The organism is Methanosphaerula palustris E1-9c, from assembly GCF_000021965.1.
Taxonomy (GTDB): domain Archaea; phylum Halobacteriota; class Methanomicrobia; order Methanomicrobiales; family Methanospirillaceae; genus Methanosphaerula; species Methanosphaerula palustris.
On record NC_011832.1, the window covers coordinates 1,085,206 to 1,101,883 of the forward strand.

General features: G+C 56.8%; 14 protein-coding genes and 1 pseudogene. 8 read left to right on the forward strand and 7 right to left on the reverse strand.

Features of this window, described 5'->3' with window-relative positions; all coding sequences use genetic code 11:
• The first annotated feature begins 30 nt into the window (after positions 1-30).
• On the forward strand, positions 31-1,950 hold the full coding sequence (locus tag MPAL_RS14325) for a GAF domain-containing protein (protein ID WP_012617721.1): 1,920 nt from the start codon (positions 31-33) through the stop codon (positions 1,948-1,950).
• Positions 1,951-2,114: 164 nt separating this feature from the next.
• Here MPAL_RS14325 and MPAL_RS05285 read toward each other — a convergent pair whose 3' ends face one another.
• A complete protein-coding gene (locus MPAL_RS05285; RefSeq protein WP_012617722.1) occupies positions 2,115-4,385 on the reverse strand; it encodes an efflux RND transporter permease subunit in 2,271 nt (756 codons plus the stop codon).
• Between the two features lie 301 nt (positions 4,386-4,686).
• Here MPAL_RS05285 and MPAL_RS05290 point away from each other — a divergent pair, with 301 nt between their 5' ends.
• The gene (locus tag MPAL_RS05290) at positions 4,687-5,532 is read left to right on the forward strand and encodes a hypothetical protein (RefSeq protein ID WP_148208147.1); all 846 of its coding nucleotides are present in this window, start codon (positions 4,687-4,689) and stop codon (positions 5,530-5,532) included.
• An 87-nt stretch (positions 5,533-5,619) separates the two neighbouring features.
• Here the strand turns inward: MPAL_RS05290 and MPAL_RS05295 are convergent, their stop codons facing one another.
• Positions 5,620-5,883, reverse strand: coding sequence for a UPF0147 family protein (locus MPAL_RS05295; protein WP_012617724.1), 264 nt, complete (start codon positions 5,881-5,883; stop codon positions 5,620-5,622).
• 78 nt (positions 5,884-5,961) lie between these two features.
• On the opposite strand from MPAL_RS05295, the gene MPAL_RS05300 reads away from it, so the two are divergent.
• Positions 5,962-6,357 carry an Sjogren's syndrome/scleroderma autoantigen 1 family protein gene (locus MPAL_RS05300; protein ID WP_012617725.1) on the forward strand — a complete coding sequence of 132 codons (396 nt, stop codon included), beginning with the start codon at positions 5,962-5,964 and terminating at the stop codon, positions 6,355-6,357.
• 8 nt (positions 6,358-6,365) lie between these two features.
• Here the strand turns inward: MPAL_RS05300 and MPAL_RS05305 are convergent, their stop codons facing one another.
• Complete coding sequence (locus tag MPAL_RS05305; RefSeq protein ID WP_012617726.1) at positions 6,366-8,630, reverse strand: DEAD/DEAH box helicase; 2,265 nt, start codon at positions 8,628-8,630, stop codon at positions 6,366-6,368.
• Between the two features lie 10 nt (positions 8,631-8,640).
• Positions 8,641-10,362, reverse strand: coding sequence for a glycine--tRNA ligase (glyS, locus tag MPAL_RS05310; protein WP_012617727.1), 1,722 nt, complete (start codon positions 10,360-10,362; stop codon positions 8,641-8,643).
• 274 nt (positions 10,363-10,636) lie between these two features.
• On the opposite strand from glyS, the gene MPAL_RS05315 reads away from it, so the two are divergent.
• The 3 genes from MPAL_RS05315 (at position 10,637) to MPAL_RS05325 (ending at position 13,218) form a co-directional block, all read left to right on the forward strand.
• A complete protein-coding gene (locus MPAL_RS05315; RefSeq protein WP_012617728.1) occupies positions 10,637-11,245 on the forward strand; it encodes a hypothetical protein in 609 nt (202 codons plus the stop codon).
• 80 nt (positions 11,246-11,325) lie between these two features.
• A complete protein-coding gene (locus tag MPAL_RS05320) occupies positions 11,326-11,982 on the forward strand; it encodes a metal-dependent hydrolase (protein ID WP_012617729.1) in 657 nt (218 codons plus the stop codon).
• Between the two features lie 78 nt (positions 11,983-12,060).
• Positions 12,061-13,218: a zinc ribbon domain-containing protein gene (locus MPAL_RS05325; protein ID WP_012617730.1), complete on the forward strand. Its 1,158-nt coding sequence runs from the start codon at positions 12,061-12,063 to the stop codon at positions 13,216-13,218.
• 100 nt (positions 13,219-13,318) lie between these two features.
• Here the strand turns inward: MPAL_RS05325 and MPAL_RS15730 are convergent, their stop codons facing one another.
• A complete protein-coding gene (locus tag MPAL_RS15730) occupies positions 13,319-13,696 on the reverse strand; it encodes a hypothetical protein (RefSeq protein ID WP_148208148.1) in 378 nt (125 codons plus the stop codon).
• A gap of 88 nt (positions 13,697-13,784) precedes the next feature.
• On the opposite strand from MPAL_RS15730, the gene MPAL_RS15735 reads away from it, so the two are divergent.
• The gene (locus MPAL_RS15735; RefSeq protein WP_148208149.1) at positions 13,785-14,396 is read left to right on the forward strand and encodes a hypothetical protein; all 612 of its coding nucleotides are present in this window, start codon (positions 13,785-13,787) and stop codon (positions 14,394-14,396) included.
• Positions 14,397-14,646: 250 nt separating this feature from the next.
• The gene (locus tag MPAL_RS16840) at positions 14,647-15,174 is read left to right on the forward strand and encodes an orotidine 5'-phosphate decarboxylase (RefSeq protein ID WP_236610499.1); all 528 of its coding nucleotides are present in this window, start codon (positions 14,647-14,649) and stop codon (positions 15,172-15,174) included.
• 14 nt (positions 15,175-15,188) lie between these two features.
• On the opposite strand, the gene MPAL_RS16845 is transcribed toward MPAL_RS16840, so the two are convergent.
• Both MPAL_RS16845 and MPAL_RS16850 read right to left on the reverse strand, forming a co-directional pair.
• Positions 15,189-15,362, reverse strand: a complete 174-nt coding sequence (locus MPAL_RS16845; protein WP_236610500.1) for a hypothetical protein — start codon at positions 15,360-15,362, stop codon at positions 15,189-15,191.
• A 223-nt stretch (positions 15,363-15,585) separates the two neighbouring features.
• Positions 15,586-16,539, reverse strand: a pseudogene (locus MPAL_RS16850) (catalase); the annotation flags it as partial.
• Between the last annotated feature and the right edge of the window lie 139 nt (positions 16,540-16,678).

Genomic DNA, 16,678 nt, shown 5'->3' on the forward strand with positions numbered 1-16,678 from the left:
GCAATACAGCAGTTTCTCCTGATATTATAAATGCGGTGCCGTGACAACTATCTTCAGGAGAACGTGCGGGTGAATGGGGAGGTGAAAGGCCCGGTGGTGAACAGAACGGGGTGGAAGGCCTGGTTTTTCCGACCGGTTCCCCATGCGGCACTGATCGCAGCCGCTTCCTTGCTGGTATTGTTCCCCTACTGGTGGCTTGCAATTCGGTGGTTCGCTAACTTCAACCTCACCTCGGAATCCACCTATGCATTCACCTCAGTTACGCTGATGCTGGTGTTGATCACGGCAGACTCCCTGTTTCTCTTCGTCTACTTTCATGACGCCGGGAAGCTCGCAATCGAAGGGAGAACCCGGGAACTCATACAGCAAGAGGCACTGCTGCGGCGTGAACTGAACCTGAACCGGGCGCTGGCCGACCTCGCCGGTGCACTGGTCACCCCTGGACGGATCATCGAGGAGGTCACAATGCTGGTACTCTCCTCTGCCAAAGAACTGACCGGGAGCCCGCAGGGCTTTGTCTCGGTGGTCGACGAGAAGACCGGCTTGATGACCAGCCCGACCCTGAACGCGATGGTGGCTGAAGGTGGGTCTGAATGCTCTTCGTCTGATCAGACGACCCTGTTCTCACGCAGACCTGACGGAACATATTATGGACTGATAGGTCACTGCCTGAACACCGGTAAACCCATCTTCACCAATGCTCCGGATCTCCACCCATCTACACCTGACCTACCAGAAGGACATTTTCCGGTCACCTCGTTTCTGGCAGCACCGATCGTACAGGTCGATGCGACCGTTGTCGGTCAGATTGCATTGGCGAACGCTCCTGATGGGTATACTGACTGGGAACTGACTGCGGTCAGCAGGCTCACAGAACTGTTCTCCCTGGCGATCCAGCGGGAACAGGTCAACTCATCGTTTCGGTCCAGGGGCAAACAACTCTCACTGATCATCGACGGTGTGCCGGCCCAGATTGGGTACGTGGATGCAGATGAACGATACCTGTATGTGAACCAGGCGTATGCTGACTGGTACGGGTTTCCGCGGGATTCGTTCGTTGGAAGAGGGATATGGGAGGTTCTGGATGAGGAGACCTACCGGAGTTCTTCGGCCTGCTTTAGCAGGGTGCTGGCCGGAGAGTCTGTGAAGATGGATTATTATACAACAGGGCGGGACGATTATCAGCATTACCTGCATGTTGGTTTCATGCCTCAGCGGGATGAGGCCGGGCAGGTGGTCGCTTTCTTTATGCTGACCCAGGATATCACCGATCAGAAGCGGGCTGAGGAGGGGCTTCGGCAGGCGAATAGAAAATTAAATCTACTCTCCGGGATCACCCGTCACGATATTCAGAACCAGTTGACAGCCCTGCTTGGATATATAGATCTCTCTCTGGAGATGACTGATGATAATAACCTGCAGGTGATCTTCCGTCGGGAGAACGAACAGGTCGCTCAGATCCGATCAGAGATCACCTTCACCAAGGGCTACGAAGAGGTCGGGGTCCATTCCCCTGAATGGCAGAAGGTGGGGATGCTGATTGAGAATGCGGAACTGATGATCCCTGCTGGGGCAGTCCACCTTTATTCTACGCTTGAGAACCTGGAGATCTATGCAGACCCGTTGTTGATGCGGGTTTTTTATAATCTGATCGAGAACGCTCTCCGCCATGGTCACAGTGTCACCGAGATCCGGTTCTCCATGCGTCCTGGTGACGCAGGCACGCTGGTACTGATCTGTGAGGATGATGGCGACGGAGTATCGGAAGATACAAAAGAGCGGATCTTTAACAAAGGTGTCGGTTCCAACACAGGGCTCGGACTCTTCCTGACCCGGGAGATCCTCGCAATTACTGGCATCACGATCACTGAGACCGGGACGCCTGGTCGGGGTGCACGGTTTGAGATGGTCCTGCCGAAGGGTGGATACCGGAACTTTGTTTTTTCCTGATCCTGATAGGTTGAACGAATCTGAATGATTCAGGAATGAACTTATTCCTTTTTTAACGATGTGAACCGTGTATGGGAAAAACCCTGTAAATTGTTGAGAGGTACTTGTTGTACCACCTGAAGATGAACTGTGGGATCACAGAACATCAAAAAAGGGGGATCGGTTTACGTCTCTTCAGACTGGGCCTCTGGATGGAGGGGCGGGCTTGGATCCTTCCCACCGAGCAGCGCCAGGACGGCCGGCATCACTACGATTGCGCCCATCACTGAGAAGGCGACTGAGAGGACCGTCACCACACCGAAGTTGCTGATGATATTGAAGTTGGAGATGATCAGCGCTGAGAACCCAAAGACCGTGCAGAGCCCCGAGACGGTGATCGCGGTTCCGATCTGCTTCATCGAGTGGGTGATGGCCTCCAGATGCCCGAGCCCCCAGGTCCGCTCCTCGTAGTACCGCTCCATCATCAGGATCGTATACTCTGCGGCGACTCCGATGGTCATCGATCCGAGCACTGCGGTCAGAGGCGAGTAGTCGATCCCGAGGGAATACATGATCAGCCCGTTCCAGCCGACGATAAACATGATCGGGATCAGCGGTGTGATCGCCTTGGCGAACTTGCGGTACACCAGTAGCAGGAACCCGAAGATCATGCCGAACCCGAGCAGCGTCATCGTCATCTTCCCGTTCTTGATATCCTCTATCAGGCCGGCGAACATCTCGGTCTGACCGGTCAATCCAGCGGAGATACCGGGTGGAAGGGTCTTGAATTGCAGTTCCTGTTTCATCTGGGTGATCAGCGACTGTGCCTGCTGGACCGTCATCGTCACGGTTGTGAACGAGATGACCGCCTCCTCGTTGCCGCTCAGATACTGGTTTCTGGTTCCCAGGGGTACCTTGGCCAGGGCATTATCCACCTCTTCCTGGGTGGTTGGGATCTGCCCACCGTTGTACTGGACCACATAGGTTGCAATCGACGATGAACCGGTCACCTGACTATTACTGGACGCGGCATAGTTCTGGAAGTCATACATCCATTTGATCACTTCAGGGCTGGTCACCTTGTCCCCCTGCACCATGATCGGGATCGAAGAGGTCGACCCCATCGTCCGTGAGACCTTGTCGAGGCTGATCTTGGATGCCATATCTGAGGGAACGAACGAGTTTTCATCGGTGTTGATCTTGATCTCACCGTCCATCTCGAACCCGACCAGTGCGACCAGCCCGCAGATTAACAGGATCGGCACCGGGTTATGGGCAATCTTCGTCACCAGGCTCACAAGCGCGTGATCATACCTGTCGACAACGCTCATCTTCTTCGGTTTTGATGAGGTACTCTTCACTTCATGAGCCCTCTCTTTGGGTTTATACCCGATCAGCAAGCCGAACGTGGGTACTGCGATCAGGGCCACCAGGTAGCAGCATACGATTCCAATCACACAGATCAGCCCGAACCCCCGAATCATCGGGAGGGGTGAGATGAACATGGCGAAGAACCCCATCGAGGTGGCGAGCATCGCATAGAGGATCGAAGGGCCTGACCGGGTGATCGTCATAACCACCGCCTCCGGGAGCGTCCCCCGCCGCGTCTCTTCATCAAACCGGGAGTGGACCTGAATCGCATAGTCGATCCCGAGCCCTATCAACACTGGGAACGCACTGATCGCGACCATGCTCAGGGAAATCCCCGAGAAACCGACGACCCCGAATGTCAGGATCAGTCCGGAGAAGACGATTGCCACTGAGAGGAGTCGGTACCTGACATGCCCGAAGAGCAGTCCGACCGCCAGGATCATTAACAGCATCGCGGCCCCAATCAACATCCCCATTGAGGTTCCCATCGCTGTTGACATATCCTTCTGGAATGCCGGTGACCCGGTGACCGTCACGGTCGTGCCGGCCGGCCTGTCAGAGAGACTGATCCTTTTGTTCAGACTGTCGATCACACTGTTCTGACTGGCCTGGGAAAGGCCTGGCTCCAGGCTCACGATCGAGATTGTCATTGACTTTGACGGAACATATTTCGAGAGGATCGCCGCTGGCACTGCTGCTTCGGCTGCCTCGATATCCGCCTTCGATGTCGGCACTTTGCCGCCGTTCACCTGCTCGACCAGATCGACAATACTGGTCACTCCTTCAACATTTCGTTCTCCACGAACCTCGTTCTGGAGTGAATCGATATACTTGAGTACATCCGGACTGAGCACGTCGTCAGACTCGACCAACAACATGATACTGTTGGATGAGAACGTATCGGTGTACTCGTTGAGAAGGACGCCACGTTGAGAGTCCTTATCAATGTAGGTGTCACTCCCGGTCGCCATTGTGACCGTCGTCGCCCCGACCAGAGCAACAATGATCAGCACTACCGTGATCGCGAGCACGGTCTTTGGCCGTGCCACGATGGCGTTGGCGAGCATCTCAAATGGTGATTTCACTAGTAAACTCTCCTTATATATTCAGGTGCTCTGTCATTAGATAAACCATTTGTTGCGTTTAAGACGACACGCATGGATAGAGGAGGTCCTCATCTCACATCTCCTCGGAAAGAAGTGTCCACTGGAAATTTTTCCGGATTTCTTTTGGATCTACGTGTTTGTAGGTTTTATTCCTTGAAAATGGAGGAATCTGACGATCCCATGTGTTGACTCCAGTGATCAGTCGGAAAAGGAAAGAACAATGTTTATATCGTTCCGTTTCCAGGATCTCAGGTAGGGAGCAGATACTTGCAGGATAATTATGGCGAAATGTGATCGGTGCGGACGAGAGATGGGGCATGCTGGAGGAATCTGTCAGTTCTGCCTGAGTCGGAGTCAGATACCCCGCTGCCCGCAGTGTGGGGAGGTAGCGAAGGGGAAACTGGATACGATCTGTGCCCGTTGTGGAGCCTCTCTCCATCCTGAACGTGGTGTAGTAACCACACGCAGGCGCCGGTATGCACGGAAGATTACAGACAATCCAATTCCGACGGTGTTGCTGGCTGTGCTGTTGGTCGTTGTGGTTGTGGTCTTTCTCGGCCAGATCATTCGCACGGATGACACCACCCCTGAGATGAGTGCGTTCACCCAGGCGTTGAGGGAGACCTCGCAGGCCCCTCCGACCCCATATGGGCCCCAGTTGAACCGATCAGGCGATGCAGCGGTTCAGGTTGCCGAATCGCTCACAGATCGCGGCCTCTCGGTCCGGATCCGGGTCGGTGCGACTGACCATGCGATCAGCAGTATCACCGAGGTGACCGATGCCTGGGTGATGGTGGAGACCACATCCCGCCGTTGGGTGGCCGGCGACCCATTGATCGGTGCTGTCATCTCACCACAGGAGAAGCCGTATTATTATCGGGGGTGGGACTTCGCCACTACAGCACAGTTCAACGACTTTATGAGCAGATTCAGCCTGTACAAGCAGAAGAAAGCGACCTATGATGCGGCGAATGCAACCTACCAGCGACAGATGTCGTCAGGCGCAGATCAGAGCATCCTTGATACGCAGATGGCGCTCCTTCAAGTGGCCAATGCAGAAGAGCAGGCCGCTCTCGATCAACTGCATCAACTGGTTCGGGACCAGTCCTCGCTTATCATCATCTGACTGGGGATATCTGGTTCTGTATGAACTGCAGAACCGGGCCTTCGCAAGGCCTGGTTTTGTGCAGTATTTGGAAAAAAGGTGTTTTCCTCAGTCAAGGGGAACTGATTCGAGCTGCGAGACCAGTTCCCAGATTCGAGTTCTGGCATGAACTGGCATATTGGGATCATTACTGACCTCGTCAATCATCGAAATTGCGGTGGCCGCTCGAAGGCCGATCGTCTTTGATTCATCCATCAGTACGCTCCTGGTCTCATCTGCAACGCGTCTGATGTTCCGTGGTATTGTGTTATCCTCCATTATGTGTTGCAGCATCTGAATACAGGTGTTTATTGTATTTTCCTGTCCTGTCATAGTATCACTCCCCCTTAATATCCTCTTATTATTACTCCCATCCGGACATATATACCTTGACGAAGAATACCTACTGTTATGCCAGCAAAAGCAGACGAGATAATGGCAGAATACCTGCTTCGGGGTGGAAAGATGCTCTCCAAGGGATGCAGGGTCTGCGGGAGCCCGCTCTTCTGTATCAAAGGTGAGGAGTGCTGTGTGGTCTGCGCCGAGGAGGAGAAGCAGCAGCGGGAGAAGGCGTCTCAACCCGTTCTGGAGCCCGAGAGGCTTCTGACGATGCCAGCCCTCGAGTCGGTGAAGTCCCAGGATCTGTCGGTGGTCGGGACTGTGGAGCGGAACCTGGTCGCTGAAGAACTGCAGGCCACCGTGGTGAACCTCTGCAGACGGGTGCAGGGTGAGCCCGACCCTGAACGATGTGCGGTACTGCTTGATTGTGTCAGAACCGCCGTTTTGACCCTGAACGAACTCCGATAGGACCCGATTCAGGGCTCGTACTGACGATTGGCCAGTTCAACAATCCGCTGGGCGGTCTTCTCGCCGATCCCTCTGATCGAGGAGAGTACCTCCTCATTGGCATTGATGACGGCCCTGACCGATCCGCAATAATCCAGGAGAAGACGGGCGTTCTTGAGCCCGATATCCGGGAACGCCGCGACCACGTACTCCTGCTGTTCTTTGACCGACTTGAAAGATTTTCTGTGATGGACAGACCGCTCGCCCCGTCCCCCTTCCTCACGGCGGGCGAGCACGAAGAGCATCTGGGCCGTCTCGTCGGCACTGGCTGTATACAGGATTGAGATCCCCATATCGATCGCAATCGCGGCCAGGGCCCCCCTGATAGCGTTCGGATGGATATCTCGTTTTGTGTAGAGGTCCCCGCCCTCGATGATCAGTACCGGTCGGATGGCCACACCGGCCATCTCTCTGAGCTGGCCGAGCAGGTCCCGGTCCACCAGGGTGTCGACGAAGTCCTGCGTCGTCTTTCGTTCCACGAGGATCCGATCTCCGATGGCGTAGTCCCCATACTCGAGCCGTGAAAGGGTGATCACCGCTCCGAGCCGGCTCAATCCTTCAGCCACCCGGGACGAGGTCTCCCGGTCGTCGACCGTGATCGCCGGGCCGCTCTCCAGGTACTGGTCCAGCGAGCCCTGCCCAGCAGGGAAGGAATGTACAACTGGGGGGAGGGCCGGCGGTTCTGCCGGAGTTGCGGCCTGATGGGCCCGAATAGCCTTCATCCCAGCTCGCATGCTCTTCTCCCGGGCCTGGCTCACATATCGGAACGTCTCGTCCTGGGTTCCCTTGGTCACCAGCACGATGATCGATCCCTCCCCGCTCCTGCCGGTCCGCCCCTTCCGCTGGATCGACCGGATCTCCGAAGGGACCGCCTCGTAGAAGATCACGAGGTCGGTGGAGGGGACGTCGAGCCCCTCCTCGCCGACCGAGGTGGCGATCAGCACTCGGAACTCGCCGTCCCGGAACCTCTGCAGGGCAGCGATCTGCTTCTTCTGGGTCAACCCCTTCTCGGAGTCCTTCTTGGCCTGGCCGACGAATCGTTCGGACTCGATCCCGATATCGGCCAGGTGGTTGACGAGCTGCTGGACAGTGTCACGGAAGGTGGCGAAGACGATGATCCGGCTCTCGGGGTGCTCGAGCAGTTGCTTCTGTACGAGTTCGCCGACGAGCCCGACCTTTGGGTGGACCTCGCCGGGGAACGACCGGCATCGTTCAAGCAGGTCCTGGAAGGCCGGCTCTTCGGCGAGGTGGCGCGAGGCCTTCGACCCGCTTCCCGACATCCCTTCGAGGGCGATCTTCTCAAGGAACGCGGTCAGGGCCATGGACCCCTGGGCTTCGGCCAGGGTCAGGGCATGCCGGAGTTTCATCAGTTCGGCATAGAGTGAGGCGGCCGCAAACCCTGCCGAGTCTCGCTCCCCGATCCTTGTCTGGATCTGGGCGTTGAGGCCGTGCAGTTCCCTCATCGAGAGCCGTTCCCTCGGCGGGACCATGAACTTCAGTTCCCGCAGGGTGTCGAGCCGGTCGTCGAGAAGCTGGTTGATCCGATCCCGCGCCGTCTTCAACTCCTCAGGGAGGACGACGCTGACATAATCGAGGGAACGTTCATGGACATAGGGCTTCACATCGGGATCCTGCTCGACCCGACTTTCGATGCAGGAGATCCCGAGTGTCTGCTGTACCTCGCGGACCTTCTCCTGGTCTCCGCCAGGGGAGGCCGTCATCGCGAGGACAAGCGGGCGGCGGGCGGTCTCCAGGTACCGTTCTGTTATGAACCCGTAGGCATAGTTGCCGACCGCCCGGTGGCACTCGTCGACGATCAGCAGGGTCACATCGGCCAGCGAGTACCTGCCTGCGATACAATCGTTCTTGATCACCTGTGGGGTCGCAAAACAGAGCGTCGCCTGTTCCCATCCGGCTTTCCGCTCTGCAGGCGGTGTATCGCCGGTGAAGAGGACGGCGGGGAACGACTCCCCTTCCTTTGTCTGAAGAAACTTTGAGAAGAAGCGGAAGTGCTGTTCGACCAGTGGCCTCGTTGGGGCCATCACCAGCACCTTTCCCTGATGGTTGAGGAGGCGAGAGGCCGCGACGAGCAGGGCGATCGCAGTCTTGCCGAGACCAGTCGGGAGGACGACCATCGTGTTCTGCTCGAGGGCATGGACGGTGATGGCCAGTTGGTACTCCCTGGACTCGAGCGACTCCGGCCGGATCAGCGGGTGCTGGATAAAGGGGGTCATGATGGCCTGGTCACGAGATCTCTTCGAAGTGGAGTGTCCTGGTGGTCAGACGCCTGACCAGTTCCGGCACCTCACCCAGGGGAACCCTGACCTGACGCATCGAGTCCCGGTCCCGGAGGGTGACGGTTTGGTCCTCGCGGGTGTCGTAGTCGATTGTGACAGCGAATGGGGTCCCGATCTCGTCCTGACGCCGGTATCGCCGGCCGATAGCCCCTGAGTCGTCGTACTCGGCCTGCACACCCAGGTGCTTCAGGGTCGTGGTCAGGTCCCAGGCGATCGTGTCCAGGTCGTCCCGATTCATCAGCGGAAAGACGGCCACCTGCACCGGTGCGACCTCGGGCGAGAGGTGGAGGACAGCTCGTATCTCGCCGTCGACCTCCTCCTCGTCGAAGCAGTTCTCAAGGATGGCATAGCAGATCCGATCGATACCGTAACTCGGCTCGATCACATGCGGCATCACCTCTTCCCCGCGGACCTCGATCTCGACCTCGCGAACCTTGTAGAGGTCGGGGGTGATCAGCACCTGTTCGCCGTCGACCTCGACCCAGACCCCCTCATCGGTCGGCGTGGAGTTTGCGATCGCATCGGCGACGGCCTTTGCCTTTCCTCTGAACCGGGGGCCGAGCGCCCCCATGTCGGCGACGATCTGCCGGCGCGACTCCCGCTTCACCTCGTCGAACGGGATGAAGACCGTGAACGAGTCGCCAGACTGGGCGGCGTGGGCTTTCAGGTCATAATCGGTGCGGTCGGCGATCCCGACCGTCTCCACCCATCCGAACCGGTCGGAGAGGATCTCCGCATCCCAGCAGTCCTCTGCATAATGGGCCAGTTCGTCGGGGAGGTGTTGACGGAATCTGAGCCGGTCCGGGCGGATCCCGAGCCGTGTCAGCATCTGATGGGTCAGTGCAATATAATAGGCTACATACTCGTTGGCGATACGTCCCTCAGCGACGGCTTCAGCCATCGAGATGGTGACCGCCGGTTTACATGCCAGCTGCTCCGGGTAGCCGAGCAGGTCCATCGTGTAGTCGGCGTAGCGTTCAAAGTGCGGGTGCTTCTTCTGCTCTGGATGGACGAAGATCTCGGCCTCGGCCTGCGTGAACTCCCGAAGCCGGATCATCCCCTGCCGGGGGGAGATCTCGTTCCTGTACGACTTCCCGATCTGGACGGCACCAAACGGCAGTTTGTCCCGATAGAACCGGAGGAGCCGGGTGAAGTCGGTGAAGATCCCCTGGGCAGTTTCAGGCCGCAGGTACCCGGTCCGCTGTGATCCCGGGCCGATACTGGTGGAGAACATCAGACTGAAATTGAAGACATCGACCGTGCCGATCGGCTTTGTACAGAGCGGGCACTCGATCGGTGCGAGTGCTTCAGCGAGCGCTTCGGCGCTCATCGTGCCCGCATTCACGATCTCGCCGGCCCCTTCGACGACATGATCTGCACGCAGAAATTCTTTGCAGTGCGGGCACTGGAACATCTTATCTGAGAACCCTTTCACATGCCCTGAGGCGATGTAGATGGCCTCCTGGCCGATGGTCGGGCACTCGATCTCGTAGTACCCCTCCCTGACCACATAGAATGCACGCCAGACATTCTCGATGCGCCGTTTCATCATCGCACCGAGAGGGCCGTAGTCGATGAACCCGGCGACGGCTCCATAGCACTCTGATGTCGGCCAGACAAAACCACGCCGCTTTGCAAGATCCATCACTTTCTCATAGACATCGCTCATAGGGATCACCTTCAGTCTGTATCATTCTCTTTTGAGAGTATTATAAACCCTGATATTCCTTCATCTCTTCTCACGGGTCTGCAACGGGAATGGGAATGGCAAAAGACTATCTCTGTAATGCCATGCAGTGATGCAGGGTTTTTCGAGGGTTGGGTGAATAATTAGGACATATGTCGCTTTTTTTAAGATTTCTCCAAATATTCAATCTCCTCGCAACCACAAAGTATATAACCTTACCCCCATAGTATATTCTCGTATCTCACTGTGGTGCACCATGCCTGAAGACACGAGAAAAGGGCAGCTATTGCAGCTGTTCACCGATATAACCAGCAAGACGCAGATTGTCGAGCCGATGAAGAAGATTCATGGCACGCTCAGGGACCGCGATGCAGTTGAACGTGAGATCGCGCTTGTGATGCGTGAGATCCTGGATCAGGGTTTCTTCAAGACAAAACTGAAACCATTACAGCTGGCAAAGCTTGTCTCCGCTTATTACGCGGGAAAGAACGACACCGAGATCGCCCGTGACCTCGGTGATGAGAAATTGAGCAAGACCGTGGCACGGGCTCGAGTTCGCCTGAAACTGTTCAGGGAACTTGATTTTAAGATGCCTTTTGATCGGGTCACGATGGAGACGCTGTTGAACTCCGGGAGAAATATGAAGGATATCAGCGATGACCTGGGGGTCAGTCCTTCTACGCTCCGCGAGTACCGGCACGTGATCGAGCAGGAGGCGGATCATACGATCGATTACTTCCTTGAGCGGATCAAGGATGTGATGGAGGACCGTGACCTCACTGAGCAGATGACCAGGAGTGCGACCAACGACGGGTTGGGTGAGGCGATCGATATCACTGAAGCCGAAATGATCGATATCACCTAAGACTACCATACGCTCCTACCTGTCTGCTGGTGACCCCCTCACCACAAGACACTTATTTTTTGGCTCATCATTCCTGCAGTATGAGACTTACCTGGCCAGGACATGCCTGTGTGCTCCTCGAAGGGTCACAACGAGTGCTGATCGATCCGTATGTACTGAACGGGACGATCCCCAAGGACCCCGATCTGGTCGTACTGACTCATGGCCACTTCGATCACTTTGGCGAAACACTCACCCTGGATGCTCCAACGGTGGCGGTTAACGACCTTGCCAAGGCCCTCTCTGCCCTGGGGATGCAAGCCACCGGGTTGAACTTCGGCGGGAGTATCACCATCAATGGTGTCACCGTCAGTCTGACCCCTGCCGTCCATTCTGTGTCGATGCTCGAACTGGACGGAACGAAGATTATGTGCGGGGAGGCGGCTGGTGTTGTGATCCGGATGGATGGGGTCACCGTCTACCATGCTGGGGATACGGCCCTCTTCTCTGATATGAGATTGATCGGCGAGTTGTACCACCCTGATGTGGCGCTTCTCCCCATAGGCGGCAGGTTCACCATGGACAGCGCTGCAGCGATGATGGCGGCCGCGTACATCGGCGCTCCAATGGTGATCCCGATCCACTACAACACCTGGCCGGCGATCGAGCAGGATGCCGATGCGTTCAAGGAGGCGATCGAGCGGACCACCGATATGCAGGTGATGGTTCTCCCGTCTGGTGGATCGATTGAGATCTGATGGTCATGGACTGGAGGTCTTATTCCAGAACCTTCATTGTGGTTCACCTCCAGATATGTACCCATTAAGGCGATCCCGATGAAACAATGTCCCACCTGCGGTGCGGAGGTCCAGCCTGAATGGACGCTCTGTCCTGCCTGCATGTCAAAACTGCCCTCTCTGGCAACTTCTCCGACGGTGGTATCACCACCGCCCCCCGGGCCGGTCGCCTTCGATGCAGCAGCCGATGTCCCTGAGACTCCCCCGGCCTGGAGCAACCCATCCACCCCACCGGGTAAACCAGCGTCTGCTCCAGCACTACAAGAGGAACCGTCGGCCGGGAAGCCGCCGGAGAAACGCGATCTGATGGAGACCCTCACGCACCCTGTGCTGCTGGGGCTTGTCGGTGCCCTGGTGATCTTCTTGGTGGTGGGGATGCTGCTTCCTGGTGGTTTCTCCGACATGTTCGGTGGAAAAAGCGTCGACGCCCGAACTGTCGCCCCGATCACCCCCGGAACCACGCCGTCCCTGGCAGTGAATACCGTGGTCCCCCTGACCCCGGCGAACACCACGATCAATGTGACCGCCGTTCCCCAGACCACCCTGACCACCATTCCCACAGTTCAGCCCTCGCAGACTGTGGCTGTGAATCAGACCCCTCATGTCGATCACACCCTCTCGCCCTACCTGCAGAATGGAGGTGGCGGGGGCGGGACGTGGAAGTACGAACCGACATCGGTTGGGACGATCGCCAATCTCCAGACTGCCGCTCCGATCGTCACCTGGACCACGCCGGTCACGTTTCCGATCATGCCCACACCGACGTTGCAGGTGACGACGGCGACTCCATCCCAGGTCTACCCGGTCGTCACCGCTATCCCGATCCAGTCCGTGGCCGTTGTGACCACCACGGTGGCCCAGGGCGGTCATTCGACGGGATCTCTGGCCTGGGCCGGGACCGGGAACTACGCCTCCGACCTCTTTGACCTATCGGGCGGGGTCGTCAAGTTGAGCGTCACAGCCGACCAGTCCGCGGTGGTGACGGTGATGGACAGCACCGGAAAGACGATCGGCTTCACCACAGCGGGGCCATTGGCCGGCTCCAACGCCATCCCGATCCCTGCAACCGGGAAGTACCTGGTGGACGTGAGTTGTGCCGGCACCTGGACGGTCACGGTCAGTGTGCTCTCCACTGGGACTGCTACAACGGTCCAGACATCCATACCAACGTCAACGGTCTCGACTCAGACCACCTGATTATCCATTTTTATGAACGTTCCATCAGGACCCGGAAGGGGGATGGTCTGCTTCCAAACCTTCATTGGTTTTGAGGGCAATGGTCTATCGTGCAAACGGATCAGACAAACGAATGTCCGCACTGTGGCCGGAGGGTCAGGGCGGACTGGAGAATATGCCCGTTCTGCAGGGAGAGTCTGCGGGATGTAGTACAGGCAGCCCCTGTAGCGCCGGCTGTCCCGGTTGTACCCGCACCTGTGGCCGCACCTATTCCTGCTGAGATTCCAACCCGGCCTGATGCTACACCAGCGCCGGCCCGGGTGCCCGCCCCCGTTGTGGAACAACCTGTAGTAGTTCCGCCTCCAGAGGCTGTTTCGTCGGAGGAGGAGAGGCTTAACGAGCCGGCGGCATCGACTCTGTCTTTCTGTCGGACCTGTGGTACGGTGAATGCGCCCGGCGGCCTCTTCTGTACCGCCTGCGGCGCATCGCTGCAGGGCAAGGAGGAGTTGACCGCGTCACCCGCACCCGAACTGGTGTCTCAATCGGTGTTAACACCCATTATCACTCAGGTCTCTGAACCGGAACCTGTGCAGGTGCATGAGTCAGATCCTGTTATCCCATATGAGCCTGTGGTCCCCCCCACCTCCTCTCCTCCTGAACCGGTCCCCAAACTGGCATCGACGCCCATCATCACACCGGTTTTTGGACAGGTACATGAATCAGTGCCTGAGCCGACCCCGGAACCAGTCGTCCGGTCGGTGCCCGCGGTCGAGCCGGTGAGTCCAGTACTATCTGAGAAAAGGTTTTCTGCTGCCGGGATCGGACCCTGGCTTCCGTCGTTGATCGGGTCCTTTGGGGGGCTGCTGCTGATCGTCGGCACCTTCACCCCGATGATGCAGTTCGCCACAGCCCCGGTGTCGACCTTCAACACCGACGCCGGGATGGGGGTCCTCTTCATCGGGTTTGGGATCGGGGCGCTGCTGCTCGGGGCATTGAAGTGGTTCCGCGAGCTTCAGGTCCTTGGGGCCGTCACCCTCTTTCTGATCGGTTTTGTATTCTGGCGGATCAATTCAACTTTTGCAGGGATCGGGTCGGCGACGGCCAGTTCCGGTCTCTCGTTCCAGTGGGGGTGGGCTGTGCTCGTCCTTGGAGCAGTGCTCCTCCTCTCTGCACGGCTGGTCGCATTGCGCAGGTCGTAATCCCACTCTCACTTTTTTTAAGTCGTGTCTGAAATCATCTCCTGTCGTATTAGTTTCCTGGTACTGTACTTCTTATAGTCGCAGGGAGAGGTGGATGTCTGAGGCAGAGGGATGGTGCAGGTAAATTGATCAGGTCCGTCAGTGACGAGGTCTCACGACACCGCTCGCACCGTTTTTCAGATCGGTCAGCGAAGCCCTTATCTGGATCCCCTGCCGATCTCTTCAGAGATTCTTACAGGAGACGAGGTCATTGACCAGAAATAATCCATTCATGACCAGGGAAGCGTGCGAGGCGCTGATTGACAGGCTCGGTGCGATCAAAGTGGGGGTCAATCTCCCCGATCTGGTCGAACTCTTGAAAGAGAACGCTCTGGTCTTCTGTGATCGGCAGGAACAGGCAATCGAACGGTGTGATGTCGAGGACGCCCTCTATGAATCCGGGGCCCTGAACATGGTCCTCTCGTTGCTTGAACTGATCTGTGAAGTTCCGGACGAGGAGGAGCAGGTGGCGGATCGGCACGATGAAGACTTCAATTCATCTCGAACCCCCAGGTCGACACCACAAGCTGTCATCTCCCCGGTAGTGAAGGAGTCGCTCCGAATCCACGCCCTTCTCTACCCGGAGTCGGCGGACACCTGTATATTTGCACGGATGGACGACGATGAACTGCGAGCTGCCCTCGACGAGATGATCCGGACGGGTGATCTCGACGACCCGATCGACTTTGAGAATATGGCCTCGATCTATGCGGTGCTTCACCGGAGAGGGGTCTTCTGACCTGTTCTTCTCCCTCAACCTTTTCTCCTCTTCAGAAGACCAATTTCTCCTGGCTTGTTCTCGCTCCGTTGTGTGGGCCAGTGAGCTGATGACGTTGTCGATCTGGTCTCCTGATCCTGTATGGAGAGCGAGCGATACCGCTCCCAGATCTGCTTGAAGTTGTTGATCTGTGCGATCTTTCTTTGCATCGCACCTTTTTTGGGCGACCGCTGAATGAGGCGGGCCTCCCCCTATTTTCATTGGAATTTTGCCCCCGAGAGTGTTGGGCTCGTCGTAGAATGCCCCACTGATCCCGGTCGTGTACTGCATGGCGCCATCCCTCTGATTATCTTTCACCTCGATCATTGGATGGGTTTGACTGGGATCTGCAGATAGTTCTATCCCGAGGATCAGGAATGCCGAGCAGAATGCAGCCTGCCCGACCTCGGCAAAGTAGTTGTCTGGGTTTCTGTTCAGTACTATCCTGCTAACTGGCATCAGGGGGTACTTCTCCTCTGGCTCGGTTCTGGTTGCATCGAGGGGATCGAACGTCTGGGTCTCTTCGTCGGCAAACTCCATCGCCTGCATCATCAGTTCATACCCGACAATCCCTCCCATGGCGATCGTATCGTGAAGATCGCGGGGGCGATGTAAGGGTCCTCGTCTGTGAACCGTGCGGCCTCGTGACGATCGATCATTTTGATCCCTGCATCTGGTTTCCAGTGATACTTAACAAGGATTCCCTTCTCCCCCGGTGTTCATCCAGATGTACGTGTTCACCCCAACTCCCTTCATATTCCGGGAACTCTTCACGATGCCGCGGTCTGAGAAGAGCCGGATGATTATATCTGTCGACTCGGGTGTCGGCGAGATGAAGTCCCAGAACCGGTTGTTCGCCGAGAAACTAGTCAGGATGTTGGTGTCAGGTGCGGGCTTGAACGTGTGAAGCATATCCGGGAACTTGATTGTGTCGCGGATGAAGAAGGTCGGGAGGTTGTTTCTGACGAGACCATAAGTTCTTTCCCAGGTGTAGAACTTCACGGTCACTTCGCGGATCCCGCAGCGTGTCTGCAGAGTCGCGTCCCCTAAACACTATGAAAATCGGGCGAGGACTGGGTTTTTCTCACCGGGGTTCGGGAGGAAGTACGCTCGAGTGTATTTCGCCATGCTTGAATGGACCTGGAAATAGCCCGGTGTGCCGGCCCCTCTGGCATGGAAGACCCGTTCCGGAATCCGTTCGCGGTCGAAGTGTCCCAGTTTCTCGATCAACTGCACATCCAGAAGCAGTACCAGACCTCGGGGGCCGGCCGTGAGGGTGAGTTCTGGTCGTCTGTGACCGGGAAACCCTGAACTGTTATAAGGATCTCTTTCTTCATGGACTGCCATGAGGGAAGGGGTACCATGGTCGTCATTTTATGGTTTGGTTAATTGAACCGCAGTGCTGCCATAATTAAAAATCGTCCATTAGCCTTGAATGATTGGGTAAAATTTGCCCAATTCTAATTACTATTTAGGTCATGTCAGA

What these genes read in the sequence shown, in the direction of transcription:
- MPAL_RS05295 (WP_012617724.1), bottom strand. Translation starts at nt 5,883, where the DNA reads ATGACAGGACAGGAAAATACAATAAACACCTGTATTCAGATGCTGCAA.
- MPAL_RS05300 (WP_012617725.1), top strand. Translation starts at nt 5,962, where the DNA reads ATGCCAGCAAAAGCAGACGAGATAATGGCAGAATACCTGCTTCGGGGT.
- MPAL_RS05320 (WP_012617729.1), top strand. Translation starts at nt 11,326, where the DNA reads ATGAGACTTACCTGGCCAGGACATGCCTGTGTGCTCCTCGAAGGGTCA.
- MPAL_RS05305 (WP_012617726.1), bottom strand. Translation starts at nt 8,630, where the DNA reads ATGACCCCCTTTATCCAGCACCCGCTGATCCGGCCGGAGTCGCTCGAG.
- glyS (WP_012617727.1), bottom strand. Translation starts at nt 10,362, where the DNA reads ATGAGCGATGTCTATGAGAAAGTGATGGATCTTGCAAAGCGGCGTGGT.
- MPAL_RS05325 (WP_012617730.1), top strand. Translation starts at nt 12,061, where the DNA reads ATGAAACAATGTCCCACCTGCGGTGCGGAGGTCCAGCCTGAATGGACG.
- MPAL_RS14325 (WP_012617721.1), top strand. Translation starts at nt 31, where the DNA reads ATGCGGTGCCGTGACAACTATCTTCAGGAGAACGTGCGGGTGAATGGG.
- MPAL_RS16845 (WP_236610500.1), bottom strand. Translation starts at nt 15,362, where the DNA reads ATGCAAAGAAAGATCGCACAGATCAACAACTTCAAGCAGATCTGGGAG.
- MPAL_RS05290 (WP_148208147.1), top strand. Translation starts at nt 4,687, where the DNA reads ATGGCGAAATGTGATCGGTGCGGACGAGAGATGGGGCATGCTGGAGGA.
- MPAL_RS05315 (WP_012617728.1), top strand. Translation starts at nt 10,637, where the DNA reads ATGCCTGAAGACACGAGAAAAGGGCAGCTATTGCAGCTGTTCACCGAT.